The 16,489-nt window shown below is 33.3% G+C and carries 17 protein-coding genes and 3 pseudogenes; 18 read left to right on the top strand and 2 right to left on the bottom strand.

Annotation, left to right across the window (positions count from 1 at the left end; translation table 11 throughout):
- Positions 1-55 precede the first annotated feature (55 nt).
- The 13 genes and pseudogenes from IPJ23_18410 to IPJ23_18350 all read left to right on the top strand — a co-directional run bounded on the left by IPJ23_18410 (position 56) and on the right by IPJ23_18350 (position 12,757).
- Positions 56-2,064: pseudogene (locus IPJ23_18410) on the top strand (4Fe-4S binding protein).
- Positions 2,061-2,201, top strand: coding sequence for a DNA-binding response regulator (locus IPJ23_18405; GenBank protein ID MBK7632624.1), 141 nt, complete (start codon positions 2,061-2,063; stop codon positions 2,199-2,201). Before IPJ23_18410 ends, IPJ23_18405 begins: the two are co-directional and overlap by 4 nt.
- Positions 2,202-2,600: 399 nt before the next feature.
- A pseudogene (locus IPJ23_18400) lies at positions 2,601-4,084 on the top strand (response regulator).
- Between the two features lie 51 nt (positions 4,085-4,135).
- Positions 4,136-6,616 (top strand): hypothetical protein, encoded by a 2,481-nt coding sequence (locus tag IPJ23_18395; GenBank protein MBK7632623.1) that lies wholly within the window; start codon positions 4,136-4,138, stop codon positions 6,614-6,616.
- Positions 6,597-7,742, top strand: a complete 1,146-nt coding sequence (locus IPJ23_18390) for a T9SS type A sorting domain-containing protein (protein MBK7632622.1) — start codon at positions 6,597-6,599, stop codon at positions 7,740-7,742. Before IPJ23_18395 ends, IPJ23_18390 begins: the two co-directional genes overlap by 20 nt.
- Positions 7,743-7,955: 213 nt before the next feature.
- Positions 7,956-8,465, top strand: coding sequence for a PQQ-like beta-propeller repeat protein (locus tag IPJ23_18385; protein ID MBK7632621.1), 510 nt, complete (start codon positions 7,956-7,958; stop codon positions 8,463-8,465).
- Between the two features lie 384 nt (positions 8,466-8,849).
- Positions 8,850-9,350 (top strand): hypothetical protein, encoded by a 501-nt coding sequence (locus IPJ23_18380; GenBank protein ID MBK7632620.1) that lies wholly within the window; start codon positions 8,850-8,852, stop codon positions 9,348-9,350.
- Between the two features lie 26 nt (positions 9,351-9,376).
- Positions 9,377-9,517 carry a T9SS type A sorting domain-containing protein gene (locus IPJ23_18375; GenBank protein ID MBK7632619.1) on the top strand — a complete coding sequence of 47 codons (141 nt, stop codon included), beginning with the start codon at positions 9,377-9,379 and terminating at the stop codon, positions 9,515-9,517.
- A gap of 126 nt (positions 9,518-9,643) precedes the next feature.
- Entirely contained in the window at positions 9,644-10,492 is an 849-nt protein-coding gene (locus IPJ23_18370; protein MBK7632618.1) for a UbiA family prenyltransferase, read from the top strand.
- A gap of 67 nt (positions 10,493-10,559) precedes the next feature.
- On the top strand, positions 10,560-11,087 hold the full coding sequence (gene bstA, locus IPJ23_18365; protein MBK7632617.1) for a bacillithiol transferase BstA: 528 nt from the start codon (positions 10,560-10,562) through the stop codon (positions 11,085-11,087).
- Positions 11,088-11,134: 47 nt separating this feature from the next.
- Positions 11,135-12,292, top strand: coding sequence for an MFS transporter (locus IPJ23_18360; GenBank protein MBK7632616.1), 1,158 nt, complete (start codon positions 11,135-11,137; stop codon positions 12,290-12,292).
- Between the two features lie 67 nt (positions 12,293-12,359).
- The gene (locus tag IPJ23_18355) at positions 12,360-12,542 is read left to right on the top strand and encodes a hypothetical protein (protein MBK7632615.1); all 183 of its coding nucleotides are present in this window, start codon (positions 12,360-12,362) and stop codon (positions 12,540-12,542) included.
- A complete protein-coding gene (locus IPJ23_18350) occupies positions 12,539-12,757 on the top strand; it encodes a hypothetical protein (protein MBK7632614.1) in 219 nt (72 codons plus the stop codon). The genes IPJ23_18355 and IPJ23_18350 overlap by 4 nt, the downstream gene beginning before the upstream one ends.
- A gap of 119 nt (positions 12,758-12,876) precedes the next feature.
- Here the strand turns inward: IPJ23_18350 and IPJ23_18345 are convergent, their stop codons facing one another.
- Positions 12,877-13,710 carry a cell envelope integrity protein CreD gene (locus tag IPJ23_18345; GenBank protein MBK7632613.1) on the bottom strand — a complete coding sequence of 278 codons (834 nt, stop codon included), beginning with the start codon at positions 13,708-13,710 and terminating at the stop codon, positions 12,877-12,879.
- Positions 13,701-14,000 carry an inner membrane CreD family protein gene (locus IPJ23_18340; GenBank protein MBK7632612.1) on the bottom strand — a complete coding sequence of 100 codons (300 nt, stop codon included), beginning with the start codon at positions 13,998-14,000 and terminating at the stop codon, positions 13,701-13,703. The genes IPJ23_18345 and IPJ23_18340 overlap by 10 nt, the downstream gene beginning before the upstream one ends.
- 181 nt (positions 14,001-14,181) lie before the next feature.
- Here IPJ23_18340 and IPJ23_18335 point away from each other — a divergent pair, with 181 nt between their 5' ends.
- From IPJ23_18335 to IPJ23_18315, 5 genes and pseudogenes are all read left to right on the top strand, one after another.
- Entirely contained in the window at positions 14,182-14,610 is a 429-nt protein-coding gene (locus IPJ23_18335) for a hypothetical protein (GenBank protein MBK7632611.1), read from the top strand.
- Positions 14,611-14,657: 47 nt separating this feature from the next.
- Positions 14,658-14,954: a hypothetical protein gene (locus IPJ23_18330; protein MBK7632610.1), complete on the top strand. Its 297-nt coding sequence runs from the start codon at positions 14,658-14,660 to the stop codon at positions 14,952-14,954.
- Positions 14,955-15,032: 78 nt separating this feature from the next.
- Positions 15,033-15,271, top strand: a pseudogene (locus tag IPJ23_18325) (DUF1059 domain-containing protein).
- Positions 15,272-15,559: 288 nt separating this feature from the next.
- Complete coding sequence (locus IPJ23_18320) at positions 15,560-15,832, top strand: hypothetical protein (GenBank protein ID MBK7632609.1); 273 nt, start codon at positions 15,560-15,562, stop codon at positions 15,830-15,832.
- A 42-nt stretch (positions 15,833-15,874) separates the two neighbouring features.
- Positions 15,875-16,489, top strand: a complete 615-nt coding sequence (locus tag IPJ23_18315; protein MBK7632608.1) for a YdeI/OmpD-associated family protein — start codon at positions 15,875-15,877, stop codon at positions 16,487-16,489.

Below are 16,489 nucleotides of genomic sequence, written 5' to 3'. Positions count from 1 at the left end.
TATAGTTAAGAAGATTCCGGGTCAAGCCCGGAATCACAGTGATAAAAGAATTATAATGAATCACGCAATAGTTAGCACAATAAGCGATAGATGTAAAAGATGTTACTCTTGTATTAGAGAATGTCCTGCTGCGGCTATTCGTGTTATTGATGCGCAGGCAAAAGTGATTGAAGAAAGATGTATTGCGTGCGGACATTGCGTTAAAGTTTGCTCACAGGATGCAAAGAAAATTTTTTCTGAGATTGACGACACATATAATCTACTTCAATCAGGGAATGCTATTGCAATAGTTGCTCCATCTTTTGCAGCTTCCTTTCCGGATGAATATAAAAAAGTTCCTGCTGCACTAAGAAAACTTGGATTTACAAAAGTTATAGAAACAGCTTTTGGTGCTGATCTTATATCAAATGATTATATGGATTTAATAAAAGCCGATAATGATAAAACAGTTATCAGTTCTGCTTGTCCTGCCGTTGTAAGTTTTATCCAGAAATATTACATCGAGCTAGTTCCCAATCTTGCACAAGTTGTTTCTCCAATGATTGCACTTGGAAGATATCTTAAAAAAGATCTTGGTGAAGATGTTAAAATAGTTTTTATTGGTCCCTGCGTTGCAAAGAAACATGAAGCTCAAGATGAAGATGTTGCAGGTGTTATAGATTCTGTCTTAACGTTCACAGAACTAAAACAAATGTTTGATGAACAGAAAATTATGGTTGATGAACTTGAGGACAGTGATTTTGATGAACCGCATGCTATGATGGGAAAAGCATATCCGCTTGCAGGCGGTTTGATTAAAACTATTGATGTTAGCGGCGATATACTTGAAAAAGATATAATTGTTGTTGAAGGAAAGAAAAAGTATTAGAGATAATTGAAGAGATCTCAAACAATCATATCAATGCAAAGTTTACAGATATTCTTTTTTGTGAAGGTTGTATTAGCGGACCAGCAATCGATACAGAATTAAATTATTATGCAAGACGAGAGAAAGTTATAAACTACATTGATGAAAAGATTAATAATGTAGATAAACGCGTTTGGAAAAGTAATCTTTATAATGCAAGAAAATTAAATCTGCAAAGAAGTTTTAGAATTGATAATCAAAGAAGACCATATCCATCTGAAGAAAAAATTAAAGAGATTCTTGCACAAACAAAAAAATACGAAGCAAAAGATGAATTAAATTGCGGTGCATGTGGTTATCCAACATGCAGAGAATATGCAGTTGCAATAGCAAAAGATCTTGCGGAAAAAGAAATGTGCTTGCCATATGTTCTGGATGAATTAAAAATAGCTTACGACAATCTAAGCGACACCGAAGAACAGTTAAGAGTTGCTGAAAAACTTGCTTCAATCGGGCAGCTTGCTGCGGGAGTTGCGCACGAAATAAATAATCCGCTTGGAACAATTCTGCTTTATGCATCAATGCTAAAAAAAGATTTAGAAAAAATTTACAATGATGATCAGAGAACTGAAGATTTAGAGTTGATTGTTGAAGAAGCAAATAGATGCAAAAATATTGTTGCAAATCTCTTAAACTTTGCAAGACAGGGGAAATTAAATCTTAAACAATTTGATTTGATAGAAATAATAAGGGAAGTTTTAAAACCATTTACTGTTAATCCTGTTTATAGGCAGATTATTTTTAAATTTGATGTGCAAGAGAACAATTATCTGATGACAGGTGATGAAGATCAGATCAAGCAAGTGATAGTAAATATTATTAAAAATGCTTGTGATGCGATGAACGAATCTGAAAACAAAGAACTTATTGTTAATCTTACATCTGATAACCATAATATTAAAATTGAGGTAGCTGATACAGGAAATGGAATACCAAAAGAAAATCAAAGTAAAGTATTTACACCTTTCTTTACAACAAAAAGTATGGGAAAAGGAACCGGGTTAGGACTTGCAATTTCCTATGGCATAATAAAAATGCACAAAGGCAACATTACATTTACATCCGAAATTGGAAAAGGTACGACATTTAAGGTTGTGTTGCCTAAACATCAAGTATTTAAAATAATTGAAGCAAACGAAGGAACGAAAGCTTTATGAGCACAAAGAAAAAAATTCTATTAGTCGATGACGATTTAGATCTTCTTGAACAAAATAAATTATTAATTGAATCCAAAGGTTATGAAGTAATTACAGCAAACAGCGGCAAAGAAGGATTTGAGGTTTTTAAAAAGTAAAACCAGATGCCTGCGTTGTCGATTTAATTATGGAAGAAACATGATTCCGGTTTTATACTTTGTTACAGAATTAAGCGGGATGATTATGGAAAAAATATTCCTGTTTTTATTCTTACTTCAGCAACTTACGATACAGGATTCAAATTTGGTGCGTCAACTTCTGAAGAAAAGGAATGGATAAAAGCGGATGCACTCCTTAATAAACCAGTAGTTATAGAAGAATTTGTTCAGAAACTTGAAGCATTTTTTGAGTTAAGGAAATAGAAATCATTTGTCACATTCAGCAAAGTCGAAATGTGAATATCGTTAAAATATATTCAATGTCATTCCCACTTTCGCATGAATCTACAAATTGAAGCATAGATTCCAGGTTGAGCCCGGAATAACAAAACAAAATATATGAACACTTACAAACCAAAAGTTCTGATTGTTGACGATGAAAAAGGTCTTCGGATTGGTGCACAAAGATTACTTACCCGCGAAAACTATGATGTAACAACTGCAGAAAACGGAACTGATGGAATAAAACTTGGAACTGAAACCGAATTCGATCTGGCCGTTATTGATTTAAAGATGCCCGATGTTGATGGACTTGAAGTTCTTCAAAGAATACGCGATAAATATCCGAATACAGTTTGCTTTATTGCAACAGCATTTGCTAGTTATGAAACTGCAGTTGAAGCAACACGATTAGGCGCGCATAGTTACATACCAAAACCATTTACACCTGAAGAGCTTTTATCAAACCTTAAAGAAGGTTATCAAATAAGACTAGTAAATCTTGAAGCGGAAAAATGGCACAAGGAACGAGAAGAACGTTTGCTTGAAGTAGCATTTGAAAAAACAAGAATGAACACTATTGTAAACTCAATTACAGATGGTGTTCTGGTTGTTAATAAGGATGGACTTGCTGTTCTATATAATCCTGCCGCATTAAGGTTTTTAGAGTTGACAGGAATTGCCATTGAAGAATACATTTTAGATAAGCTTAAACCTGAAATACTTGCGCTGTTTAAAAAGTTTGTTAATGAAAAATCATCAGACCATAATTCTTATACCATACAGATTGAATTAAAACCCAATCGTGAATTTTTTATCGAAGCAACTGCATCCGCCGTGTTTCATCCAGGGGAAAATGTTGCAGGAGTTGTAATAGTTTTTAAAGATATAACCGAGCTTAAAAAAATTGAATTTGTAAAATCCCAGTTTGTATCGATGGTTTCTCATGAACTAAAAGCCCCAATAGCAGCGGTATATGGATTTTTAAAATTGTTTAATGATGATTCGATTAAGCTTAGTCCTGAACAAAAGAAAGAATATGAAAACCGCTCGATGATTCGTTTAGATGGTTTATTAAAAATGGTAAATGATCTTTTAGATATATCACGAATGGAAATGAAAGCAGTCCATCGTGAAATAAAACGAGTTTGTATTCACGAAGTTATAGCATCCATTCTTGAACTGTTCCAGGTTGACATCAACAAAAAGGAATTCAGGTAATCTTTGATCATGCTGAATACAAGCAATGTATAAAGGCTGATAGCGATGAGATTACAAGATTATTTACAAATCTAATAAGCAATGCTATTAAGTATAATCGTGAACAAGGAACAATTACAATAAAACTTTCTATGTCCGATGATTATCTTCTTACCACTATAAAAGACAATGGAATTGGTTTAAAACCCGAAGAAAAGAACAAATTGTTCACAGAATTTTTCCGTGCTAAAAATGAAAAAACAAAAAACATTAGCGGCACAGGTTTAGGTTTATCAATCGTGAAACGTATTATCGATTCTTACTCCGGAATGATAGAAGTTGAATCTGACTATGGCGAAGGAACAACTTTTAAAGTATTTTTACCAACAATAATGTCTAATTAATTACTCCGCTCTATTACAGGGGCTATTTTTAAACCACATACAGGAACAGAGATGAAGCGTATTTACAGTTTCTTGTTCGTTGTGTCGTTTTCATTTTCATTAATGATTACAACAATATTTGCTCAACCAGAGGGAATTTCAGTAGCCAAATCAAATAACGGCTACGTTGTTAACTTTTCTTTACAACAATATAATTTTGCTTCAATAACGGAAGCAGAAGGTGAATTTGTTGATATTCAAATTCCCGGTTACGGTGTTACACCAGATGTTGGAATGCCAGCCATACCACAAATATCTTTTAATCTTTTTATTCCCAGTGATGAACAAAAACCAACAGTTAGCATAAACTCTTTTGATCAATCAACACAGATACTGAGCAAAAAAGTTTATCCCAAACAAATGTACTGGAGCAGAGAAAGATCTTTAAGTGAAAGACCATTTGTTATCAATTCCGATTATTATAGTTCGGCAGGAATTGAAAAACCTTTGGTAAGCATTTCTGAACCATTTGTAATAGGCGGCGTAAGCGGAGTTATGGTTACTGTTTTCCCATTCTCATACAATCCGAAGGATAATAAACTTTTAATTACAAATTCAGCATCGTTTGAAATAAACATTAATTCGGAATTAGAATCTTCCGTTTATAAATCAGAAACATATAATGAGTTTTTGAAAAATGTGCTTGTTGGATACCAACCAACAGAATCTTTACTTTCAATGAGATATTTAATAATTACAGCACCAACTTTTGAAGCAGGATTAGCCTCTTTTATAACACATAAATCTGCACAAGGATTTATAGTTGATGTTTTTAATACAACAACAACTGGAACTACCACATCAGCTATCAAAGCATTTATACAAGCCAGATATGATAACGCAGAGACTAGACCTGAATTTGTATTACTTGTTGGTGATGTTCAGCATATTCCATCTTGGATTGGAACTGGAGAAGGAAATCCAAATACAGATTTAAACTATGTACAGCTTGCAGGCACGGATAAATTTGCAGATGCATTTATAGGAAGATTTTCAGTAACAACAGAACAGGAACTACAGAATGCTTTAACTAAATCCATTTATATGGAAAGCTACATTGCTACTGTTGCAAAGAAAAATGTTTTTATGGCTTCAACGGATAATTATGCTATTACTGAAGGAACACATAATTACGTTATTAACACACATTTTCAACCAGCTGGTTGGGAGAATCTAAAACTTTATACTGTTACTCATAATGCAACAACACAGCAATTGATTGATGCTTTAAATGCTAACCAAAGATTTGCAATTTATTCCGGACACGGCGCAGAAACTTACTGGGCTGATGGTCCACAACTTACACAATCACAAGTTAGATCATTAACAAATACGGTTATGTATCCATTTGTTTATTCATTTGCATGTATTACCGGATCATATCAAATCGCAGAAAGTTTCGGCGAGACATGGATTCGTACAACAAACGGCGGATCAACATTTTACGGTTCATCTGTAAATTCTTATTGGGATGAAGATGATATTCTTGAAAGAAGATTAATTGATGCAATGTTTCTAGAAGAGTTGACTCGTGTTACACCAATGTTTGACAAAGCAAAGTTTGATCTTGCAACACATTACGGTGGTGTTACTGCAACCGTACTTCGCTATATGGAAATGTATAATTTAATGGGCGATCCTTCAATGCCTGTAGTACGTCAGATTCCTCCAGATACTACTCCGCCTGATGCAATCACAGACTTAAGTGTTGGAGATGCTACATCAAATTCGCTAACAATAAATTGGACTGCTCCATATGATTCTACAGTGGGTGGTGTTACGTCTTATGATTTAAGGTATTCTGTAGATCCAATTACTAACGATGTTGATTTTAATAGCGCATCACAAAAATTGTTTACCGGAGTTTCTGATACTTTAGGTGCTCCAAGATCATTTGCAATTGATGGATTGGACTTTAATACAACATATTACTTTGCTGCCAAAGCATTGGATATGTGGAATAATAAATCTGTTATGTCTAATGTGCCAACAGGTGTAACCTTATTCCCACCGGTTGCAGAACTTAGTGTGGACTCAATGAATTGTTTCTCAATTCCTGATACTACATTTACTGAATCTCTTTTATTATCAAATACCTCTGCACAGAGTTCTACTCTTGATTATTCAATAGAACTTACTAACAGTACTTTCCCTGATAATGTAATGATTGTATTAACTGGAGCTAACGAAAAGTTCACTGGAAAAGGAGAAGATAAAAAAGATTTTCCACGTAATGATTTAGGTTATAGTTTTAAAGGTGCCGGTGGTCCTGATGTATTTGGTTATAGATGGAAAGACAGTAATGATCCTAATGGTCCCGCATATGTTTGGACTGATATTGCAGCAAACCCAATTGCTGTACAAGTTACAACCTGGAACGGTACTCTTGACGATGGATATACAAATGCAATTCCGATTGGATTTGATTTTAAGTTTTACGGAACGAATTATTCGGATATCTATTTAACGACAAATGGATTTTTTAAGTTTTAGCGCTCTAACATCTTCATATTACAGCAATGCTGCAATACCCGATGGGGCGGCACCTAATAATATCATCGCGCCTTTCTGGGATGATCTTGATGGAAGAACTCAGGGAACTGTTCATTATTTAAGAGAAACAGATAAATTTACTATTCAGTTTACTAACTGGCAAAAATACAATGGAACCGGTTCACTTACTTTTCAAGTTGTGATCAAATCAAATGATAGAATTATGTTCTATTACAATAACTTAAACGCAACTTTAACAAGTGCAACTGTTGGAATTGAAAATGGTTCAGGTACTGATGGACTTCAAATAGTTTATGATGCCGCTTATCTTGCAAATAATTTAGCCGTACAACTTGCTGCTGATCCTGAATGGTTGTCATTAAATAATTATTCTGGTACTATTTACAGCGGTAATTCTATTAATGTTGGTTTGTTGATAGATACCGAAGGGATGGAACTTGGTGAATATACTATGGATATGGAAATCACAACTAATGATCCCGCAAACACATTAATGATTGTTCCTATTACAATGACAGTTTCCAGCGAAGTGCCTGTTGAACTGGTTTCATTTAATGCAGAAATGGTTGATGGAAATGTTGTTCTTAACTGGAGTACAGCAACTGAAACGAATAACAATGGATTTCAAATTGAAAAACGTGAAAAGTCAAACGAGAAAGGTCAAACGGAATTCAGTAATGTTGGATTTGTAAGTGGTAAAGGAACTACAACTGAAAAAACATTCTACTCATATTCTGATAAGAATGAAAAACCTGGAACATACTTATACAGATTAAAGCAAATCGATTTTGATGGAACTTTTAGCTACAGCAATGAAATAGAAGTTGAAGTAACCGGACCAAAAGATTTTGCTTTATATCAGAATTATCCTAACCCATTTAACCCAAGTACAACAATTAAGTTTGCATTACCGGTTAAAACAAACTTAAGCTTAAGTGTTTACAACACACTTGGAGAAAAAGTTGCAGAAATATTTAAGGGTGAAATGGAAGAAGGTTATCACGAGATGATATTTAATGCATCAGGAATTTCATCAGGAATATATTTCTACAAGATTGAAAGTGAAAATTATTCAGCAACAAAGAAATTGATGTTGTTGAAATAATTGCTTTGTCACACTGAGTTGTCATCCCGAGCGTATTCGAGGGACGAAGTGTGAAGTAATTTTCTAAAAGGCACGAGCAATCGTGTCTTTTTTATTGGTGATTGGCAAGCATTTAAACACAGATTTAATTTGACTTTAAATGGTTTATTCTATTCATTTAAATCATTATCTATTGAAACTATATTTAGTACATTTTGAAATCGTGGTTAAATAATGAAAACATTTACAATATTTTTATTCCTATTGCTGTTCAGTTTTTATTCCACAGAACTGCAAAGTCAACAGCAAGTTAAAATTCCCTGGCCTTCATTAGCGGATTCACCCTGGCCAACACTGCGAGGTGATATGCAGGGGACAGGAAGATCGGAATATGTTGGGCCAAGAACAAACAATGTAATTTGGAAAAAGGATATGCCGCTTGGTGTAGTTTATGGTCCGGTTATAGGGTATAATGATAATCTTTATATGGGTGAAAGAGCCTTATCATTAGATACTGTAAATTATTTTTATTCTCTTGATAAAAACGGAAATGAAAATTGGATATTTGAGACAGAAACATCTTATGCTAATAATGTGGGGCCTTTACTAGGTAGCGACTCAACCATTTATTTTGGTTCAAGAAATAGTAATTTATACGCGATTGAATTTGATGGACAAAATAAATGGAGTGTCCCGAATCTTAGGATAGGACTTCAATTATTCAATCTCAATAGATTTGAATGAAATTTATATATACCAGCCTAGGATACAATAATGTTGTAATATCATCAAGGTTTCTTAGAAAGAAAATTACTTGGTCTGGGATATGGATTAGAGGAATAATGTTTTTCACCTTCCGGTGATACTATGTATTACTTGATGGCGGCGGACAGGGTGATTAATGCCCTGGCTAATTAAATTCTTCAGATTTGGAAGGTAATGTAATATTGGAGATTCATCTGGATTCTCATTAATTGGGGTACTCCGCTAATTGATAACAATAATAAAATTTATATTTTCGGAAGAGATACGAGTCTGTCAAAAAGTTTTCTTTATTGTCTTAAACCAAATGGTACTATTGATTGGAAATATGAGATATTTTCATATAATCTTTATACTGGTCCGACAATGGACAAAAATGGCAATATAATTTTTCCTGCTTATTTAATCATTAATGGTGTACAGAAAAGTGTAATAATTTCTTTGGATTATTATGGTAATGAAAACTGGACAACCATTCTTGATTTTAATAACGATCTGTTTCAAAACCGTATTGATCATGAATTAGTTTGCGACGCGGAGGGAAAAGTTTATTTTGGCACAAGTATAGCCTCATACTTTGGTTGTCTCGATTCTGATGGTACAGTTCTATGGACATTGGATATGGGTGATCTTGAATATGATTCTTGTCCAGCTATTGGTTCAGATGGTACTCTATATATTGGTGCACATAAAAGTTCAACATTTCCTTATCATACTCAAAATCTAATTGCAGTAAAAGATAGTCCCACAGTTGTTGAAGATTATCAAACCGTACCGGATTATAATCTGTATCAAAACTACCCAAATCCATTTAATCCAAACACAACAATTAAGTTTGCATTGCCGGTTAAAACAAGCTTAAGCTAAATGTTTATAACGTCTTGGTGAAAAGGTTGGAAATATTTAACGGCGAACTTGAAGAAGGGTATCACGAGATGATATTTAATGCATCAGGAATTTCATCAGGAATATATTTCTACAAGATTGAAGGTGAAAATTATTCAGCAACAAAGAAATTGATGCTGTTGAAATAATTGCTTTGTCACATTGAGCGAAGTCGAAGTGTACATATCAAATCATAAATTTAAGGCACGGGCAATCGTGCCTTTTTATTTTATACAGGTACTAATTTTTTTTGTTTTGATCTTTATTTTTGGTGTATGAAAAAACTAAAAGGTTTTCTTACTCTAATACGATTTGAACTTCCGCTTGCGGCAGGAATTTGTGTTATACTCGGACAGTTATTTGCGCTTGGTGAGTTCGCTCCATTTAATCTAATATTAGCGGCGTCTCTGTCAGTCTTTCTAATTTCTGCATCAATACTTGTTTCAAATGATTACTTTGATCTAGAGACTGATAAAATTAACGCACCACATAGACCAATTCCATCTAATCTTATCACTCCTGCAGAAGCTTTGTTCCTTTCAATATTTTTATTGTTTGCAGGGCTTGTGTTAAGCTATTTTATAAGCGTTTCAGCATTACTGTTTTCTATTGGCTTAACGGTAATAGGATTTTTGTACAATAGAAAATTTAAGAAGCACGGAATAATTGGAAATCTTCTAGTCAGTTTTTCTGTAGGGATGACTTTTGTTTTTGGTGGCCTTTCTGTCGGGTTACCATTTAATAAGATTGTAATGTTCTTTGCTGTTATTGCAGCGCTGGTAGATTTAGGAGAAGAAATTGCGGCTGATTCAATGGATGTAAAAGGTGATCTTCTTATTGATTCAAATTCAATTGCAATAAAACATGGTAAAACAACGGCTATTAAAATAAGTTCGATTATATTTTTTGTAGTTGTTTTTTTAAGTACAATACCATTTTTGTTAAAGTGGTTTCCAATTATATATTTAATCCCGATTACCATAATGGATTTTGCAATTGGATATTCAGCTCTTAAACTACTTAAATCAAAAGATGAAGAAGGACGAAAATACATCCGCTTGCTTTACCTGGGCGCAACATTTGGGTTAATAGTTTTTCTGATTATGCGGCTGATTGGTCTGTAATTTTCAGCACGTCACTTATCCATACTTTTCTTAACTTTCCCCCGCTAAAAATTTATAATGAGTCCCGATGCAAAAAGATCCAAGTTACCCGATTGGCAAGTTTGATAGAAATATGATTGTTACAAAAGAAATGCAAAATAAATTTATCAAAACAATCGAATCACTTCCGGAATTATTAAGAAAAGAAGTTGAAAATCTTTCTGTTCAACAATTAGATACACCTTATCGTGATGGTGGTTGGACTGTCAGGCAAGTCATTCATCATTTGCCGGATAGTCACTTAAATGCTTATGTAAGATTTAAACTTGCGCTTACGGAAGACAATCCCAAAATAAAATCTTATGAAGAACAACTTTGGGCAGAACTGAAAGATATATTTGAAACACCAATAGAACTTTCATTAACTCTTTTAGATTTACTTCACAACAGATGGGTAATTCTTATAAGCTCATTAACTGATGAACAGTTTGAAAGAACTATGCAATATCCAGACTGGGGAAATATTACTGTTAGCAAAACACTTGCACTTTATGCCTGGCACAGCAAACATCATCTTGCCCACATAACTGAATTAAAAAAGAAAATGGGCTGGTAATTTTTTATGAATCCCTATAAAGGATTAAAAGGTCTTCCACACGATATGTGGGTGTTGTTTTTACATCACTTATAAATCGTTCCGGAACAATGGTTCTTCCTTTTCTTGCACTTTATCTTACAAAAAAAATTGGTGTTAGCCCCGCAGAAGCCGGAACAGCTTTACTTGTTTACGGTGCCGCAGCATTTCTTGCCGCACCAATAACCGGAAAACTTTCAGATAAACTTGGTTCATTAAAAGTAATGAAGTTCGCTTTGTTTGGTTCCGGAATTTTATTTTTTGTTTACTCATTTGTATCCGATTATTATTGGATTTTAGTTGCATCCTTTATACTTGCTGCCGTTAACGAGGCATTCCGCCCGGCAAACCTTTCTATGATTACTGAGATTGTTGCACCTTCACAACGGCGAATTGCTTTTGCACTCAACCGTCTTGCAATTAATGCCGGAATGAGTGTAGGCCCTGTTATCGGTGGATTCTTAACATTAATAGACTACCATTATTTATTTTATGCAAATGCTGTTGCTTCTATTGCTGCGGGAATTTATTTGAGCACAACAAAATGGTCTTCATTAACGGCAGAAAAAATTGAAGAAGTTAGCATAGAAAAACCACAGTTACGATTTGAAATACTAAACGATAAAAGTTTTTTGTTTTTCCTTTTTGCTATTATTCCGGCAAACCTTGTTTTCTTCCAGCATCTTGGTGCGCTGCCATTATACATTGTTGATGACTTGGGTTATACAACTGCGGCATTTGGATTGTTTGGTGCTATCAATACTGTGTTGATAATATTTTTAGAAGTTCCGCTTAACAATTGGATGAATGACACACCGTATAAAAAATCATTAATGATTGGAGCGTTACTTGCAGGAATAGGTTTTGGCGGCTTTGCAATTGCTAATACTGTAGTGCCACTTGTTATAGCAATTGTAGTTTTTACATTTGGTGAAATGGTGTTCTTTCCAATTACTGCAGCATATACTTCAGAAATTGCACCGGCAAATAAACGCGGCGAGTATATGGGATATTATCAAATGACATTTAGTTTTGCCTTTTCCGCAGGTCCGTGGCTTGGAACAGTTGTTTATCAGCATTACGGCTCAGTGATTTTATGGAGCGGTGCTTTTGTATTAGGATTAATAACTACAGTATTAATGTTTTTTATTAAGGATAACAGTTTGGTAAATAAAATTATGAAATAGATTTTGTCATTATTTCTGTTCAAAACCTTTTGTAATTTTGTAATATAAAAAACAAATGGAATTTAAAATGGATTTAAAAGAATTATTAAGTACGCAAAGTGCAGAAATTTTAGAAAGCGCAACACAATTATTAAACTGCGCACATTTAAAATCTTATGATAAATCATCACCCACGGATAACAAAAAAAGATTACTTAATCTTTTAACCCTTACTCAGCAATGTGTTGTTGAGAAAAACTTCTTCCGATGAAAGAGTATGCATCACAAATTGCTACGGAAAGATTTAATGCCGGCTTTGGTTTGCACGAAGTACACACAGCATTTAACGCACTTGAAGAAGAAATATGGACTCGTGTTACAAAAATATTGAACCGGAAAACTCGGAGAAGCGCTGGGTCTGGTAAGTACAGTTCTTGGAGCGGGCAAAGAAGAGCTTGCTTTAACTTATGTAACGCTTGCAAGTAAAACACGGTCCCCAACATTAAATCTTACAGAACTTTTTGGAAGAAATTAATTATTAAAATCAGCCTTCAGCGCAACATATATTGTTGCTGAAGGCTGATAATCTACCTCCTTTTTATATTCTAAGTTGTTTTAGACTTTAGAACCTCAAACCAATTTAATTTACGTGTTAGCATCATTACTATCGCAAGTATTAAGAACAAAGCGATGTTTCCAATCAATAAAGAGTAATCTTGTAATAAAAGTATTGTGTACATAAATCCGTAGAAAACTATTAATGCGGTAAAAATTAATCCACCAACCTTAAAGCTTTTATAGATGTTCTTTACATAAAAGCTAATTAATGAGATGACAAGTAAAGAAGATATCAAATATGAAAAATCAAAAGAGAGATATTCTGAAATTGAAAGCAGTAACGAATAAAAAATAACTAATGCCAAACCGACTAAAAGATATTGAATTGGATGTATTGTGATTTCCCCAAAAAGTTCTATCATAAAAAGGCTAAGAAAGGTTAGTACAATTATCATTAAACCATATTTTGATGTACGCATAGTTTGTTGATACTCATCAACTGGTATTAGAAATTTTATTCCAAACGTACTTTGAAAAATATTTTCAGCATTGTCCTCCCAGTTTTGTGGAAAACTTCTGTTAAAATGATTTACTTTCCAGTCCGCACTGAATCCATCTTTATTGACTGTCCTTGAAAAAGGCAAAAACGTCCCGCTAAAACTTGGATTATTCCACGATGATTTTACTTTTACCATTGTAGATTTACCAACAGGCAAAAATGAAAGATCATCAATACCGTTTAAATTTAATTCTAAATTAAAATCAAACTTGTTTGTATTTTCATTTAGCTGAACATCTGCAAATAATCCATTTTGATAAATGTCTATATTTTTTAATCCTGGAAAAAGAGATAATGTGGATTCATTTATTTTTAGCTGCACAAATTTTCACTTTTGTCAATTAGAGTTAAAATTGGTCCACCCACAGTTTGTGCTTCAGCCCAACTTTTGCTTACTTCTCGCACAGCTTCATCCCTATAATATTGTCTTTCAGTTATTAATGATTGAATCATAAAGAGTGGAACAAGCAATATTATTATTACCGCTGCTATTAAAATTATTCGAAGTGTGATTGATTCTTTTTCAAGATATTTTCCCTTAAAAATTATAAAGATGTGATTTGTTTGTTTAGATAAGATGAGAGTTAAATTGTTCAGTAATAATCGGGTCAATTATAAATCGGTGATTGGTGTATCTACAAAACCAAACTGCTGAACGAAACCAACTACTGCTATGGATAAATAATTATCTTGTTGCAACTAATCAGTGGATTCTATAGTTTTCCTCAACATAAAACACTTTTCCGATTTAGTGTCATAACAAATAATAATTAATCATTATAAGGAGGCCCTTATGCGTAAACTTTCTATGTTCTCTATCTTTTTAATTTGTGGGATGTCTTTACTTTCAACACTTTCATTCTCACAAGAAATGAACGATCAATTGTTTATGGTGCACGAAGAAACCGTTAAAGTTGACAAGTGGGATAAATATGAATCAACTTCCAAAGAATGGGTTGAACTAATGAATGGAGCCGGACTTGACTTGCCATATATTCAGGTATCACAAAGAGATGATGGTCATTATTATTATTTAATTCCTATTGCTAATTATGCAGAAATAGATAAAATGCAAGGGATATTTAGTTCTGCAATAGAAAAGGTTGGAAAAGAAAAATGGAATAAGTTTATGGTAGAAAATAATTCCACCATAGAAAGTAGTAAAGATTTTATTGCCACAAGATCAGCTAAATATTCCTACATGCTAAAACTCCAAGACTAAAACAGGAGGAATCAAATTTTATTCATTGGATGTTCTTCACCTACAAAATGGAAAACAGAAAAGAAGTAATGGATATCCTAACAGAATGGAAGAAACTATACGAGGACAAAAAGATTAATTCAGGGTACACAATTTGGCTTATCGAGTTGGGATTAGATAATAACATGATTGCATTAACAGAAAGTTATAAAGATGGTGCAGATTTTTACATAACTCAAAAAGAAGAAAATGCAGTAATGGAAGCGGAAGCCGGTACTCTTTGGGGCAAAATGTCTCAGTACATTATTTCAATTGAAAATAAATATGGTTACCCACGACCAGATCTTGGATATGTTAAAAAATAATTTTCAAATCCCCTCCAAATGTGAGGGGATTTTTTTTCATAAAGAATTCTATACAAATATTTATAGGAAGCATAAAAAATGAAAACGATGACTTGTAATCAACTTGCTGGGGCTTGTAATAAAAGATTTAAAACTGACAGTTTTGAGGAAATAGCTGAATTGAGTAAAAGCATGGTCTGGATATGTTTCAGAAGGGTGATGAGGCACATATTAAAAAGATGAATGAAATGATGGAATTAATGAAAGATCCTGATGCTATGAATAAATGGTTTGCAGACAAGAAACAAGAATTTAAAGCCCTTCCCGAAGACGAATAGTAAACTATTTTCGGAATTTGGTAATAGAAGAATTATAAATCTTAAAACAACTAGATGGGAAATAGTAATTTTCTGATAAGTTTATTGTTATTTAATTTTGGCTTAATACTAATTCGGAATGGAGAATATTAATGTCATTAAAAAATCAAATACGTCCACACAAACATTGTTGCAAAAAATTGGAAACGACTTGCAGATTTTTATATCAAAGTATTTGGATGTTCAATCGTTCCACCAATTAGAAAGTATAATGGAAAAGATTTAGATTCTGCTGTTAACATTAAAAACGTGTTATTACGTGGCGTTCATCTTCGATTGCCAGGTTATAAAACAAACGGACCGACTTTAGAAATATTTTCATATTCTCCAGTACTTAAAAAACAAAACCGAAAAGTAAATACTCCAGGATTAACTCATCTCGCATTTGAAGTAAATAATGTTAATATTGCTTATAAAATGGTTATTGAAAACGGCGGAAATAAAGTAGGGAAAACAATTTCATTAAAAAGATCAGATGGGAAAAAAAGTAACATGGTGTTATGTAAAAGATCCGGAAGGTAATATGATAGAACTTCAAAAGTGGGATAAATAGAAAGAATATTTATGGGATATAAGGAGCCTAAGGTTGATTTATATATTTCAAAAGCAGCAGAGTTTGCAAGACCTCTTTTAATTCATTTTAGAAAATTGGTGCATACTGGTTGCCCGGATGTTGAAGAAAAAATAAAGTGGGGTTTTCCTCATTTTGATTACAAGGGGATGATGTGCAGTATGGCTTCGTTTAAAAAGCATTGTGCTTTTAGTTTTTGGAAAGCCTCATTAATTAAAGATAAAAATTTTGTTGCAACTGCTAAATCTAAATCTGCGATGGGACATTATGGAAAGATTACGTCATTAAAAGATCTTCCAGCGGATAAAAAAGTTAGTGCACACATTAAAGAAGCAATGATGTTAAATGAAAAAGGAATCAAACTTTTCTATAAAAAATCTCCAACTTCAAAAAAAGAAATTGATATTCCAGGTTATTTTCTAAAACAATTAAAGAAAAACAAAAAAGCAGTTAAAACTTTCGAAGATTTTAGTCCATCACACAAAAGAGAGTATGCTGAATGGATTACTGACGCAAAAACTGAGGACACAAAGAACCGCAGAATTGAAACCGCGATTGAGTGGATGGCTGAAGGAAAATCACGTAATTGGAAGTACATGAAGAAATAA

It is taken from the genome of Ignavibacteriales bacterium, assembly GCA_016709765.1.
Lineage (GTDB): Bacteria > Bacteroidota > Ignavibacteria > Ignavibacteriales > Ignavibacteriaceae > IGN3.
The sequence above is the reverse complement of the archived record's forward strand: the minus strand, read 5'-3'. Positions and strand labels throughout refer to the sequence as shown.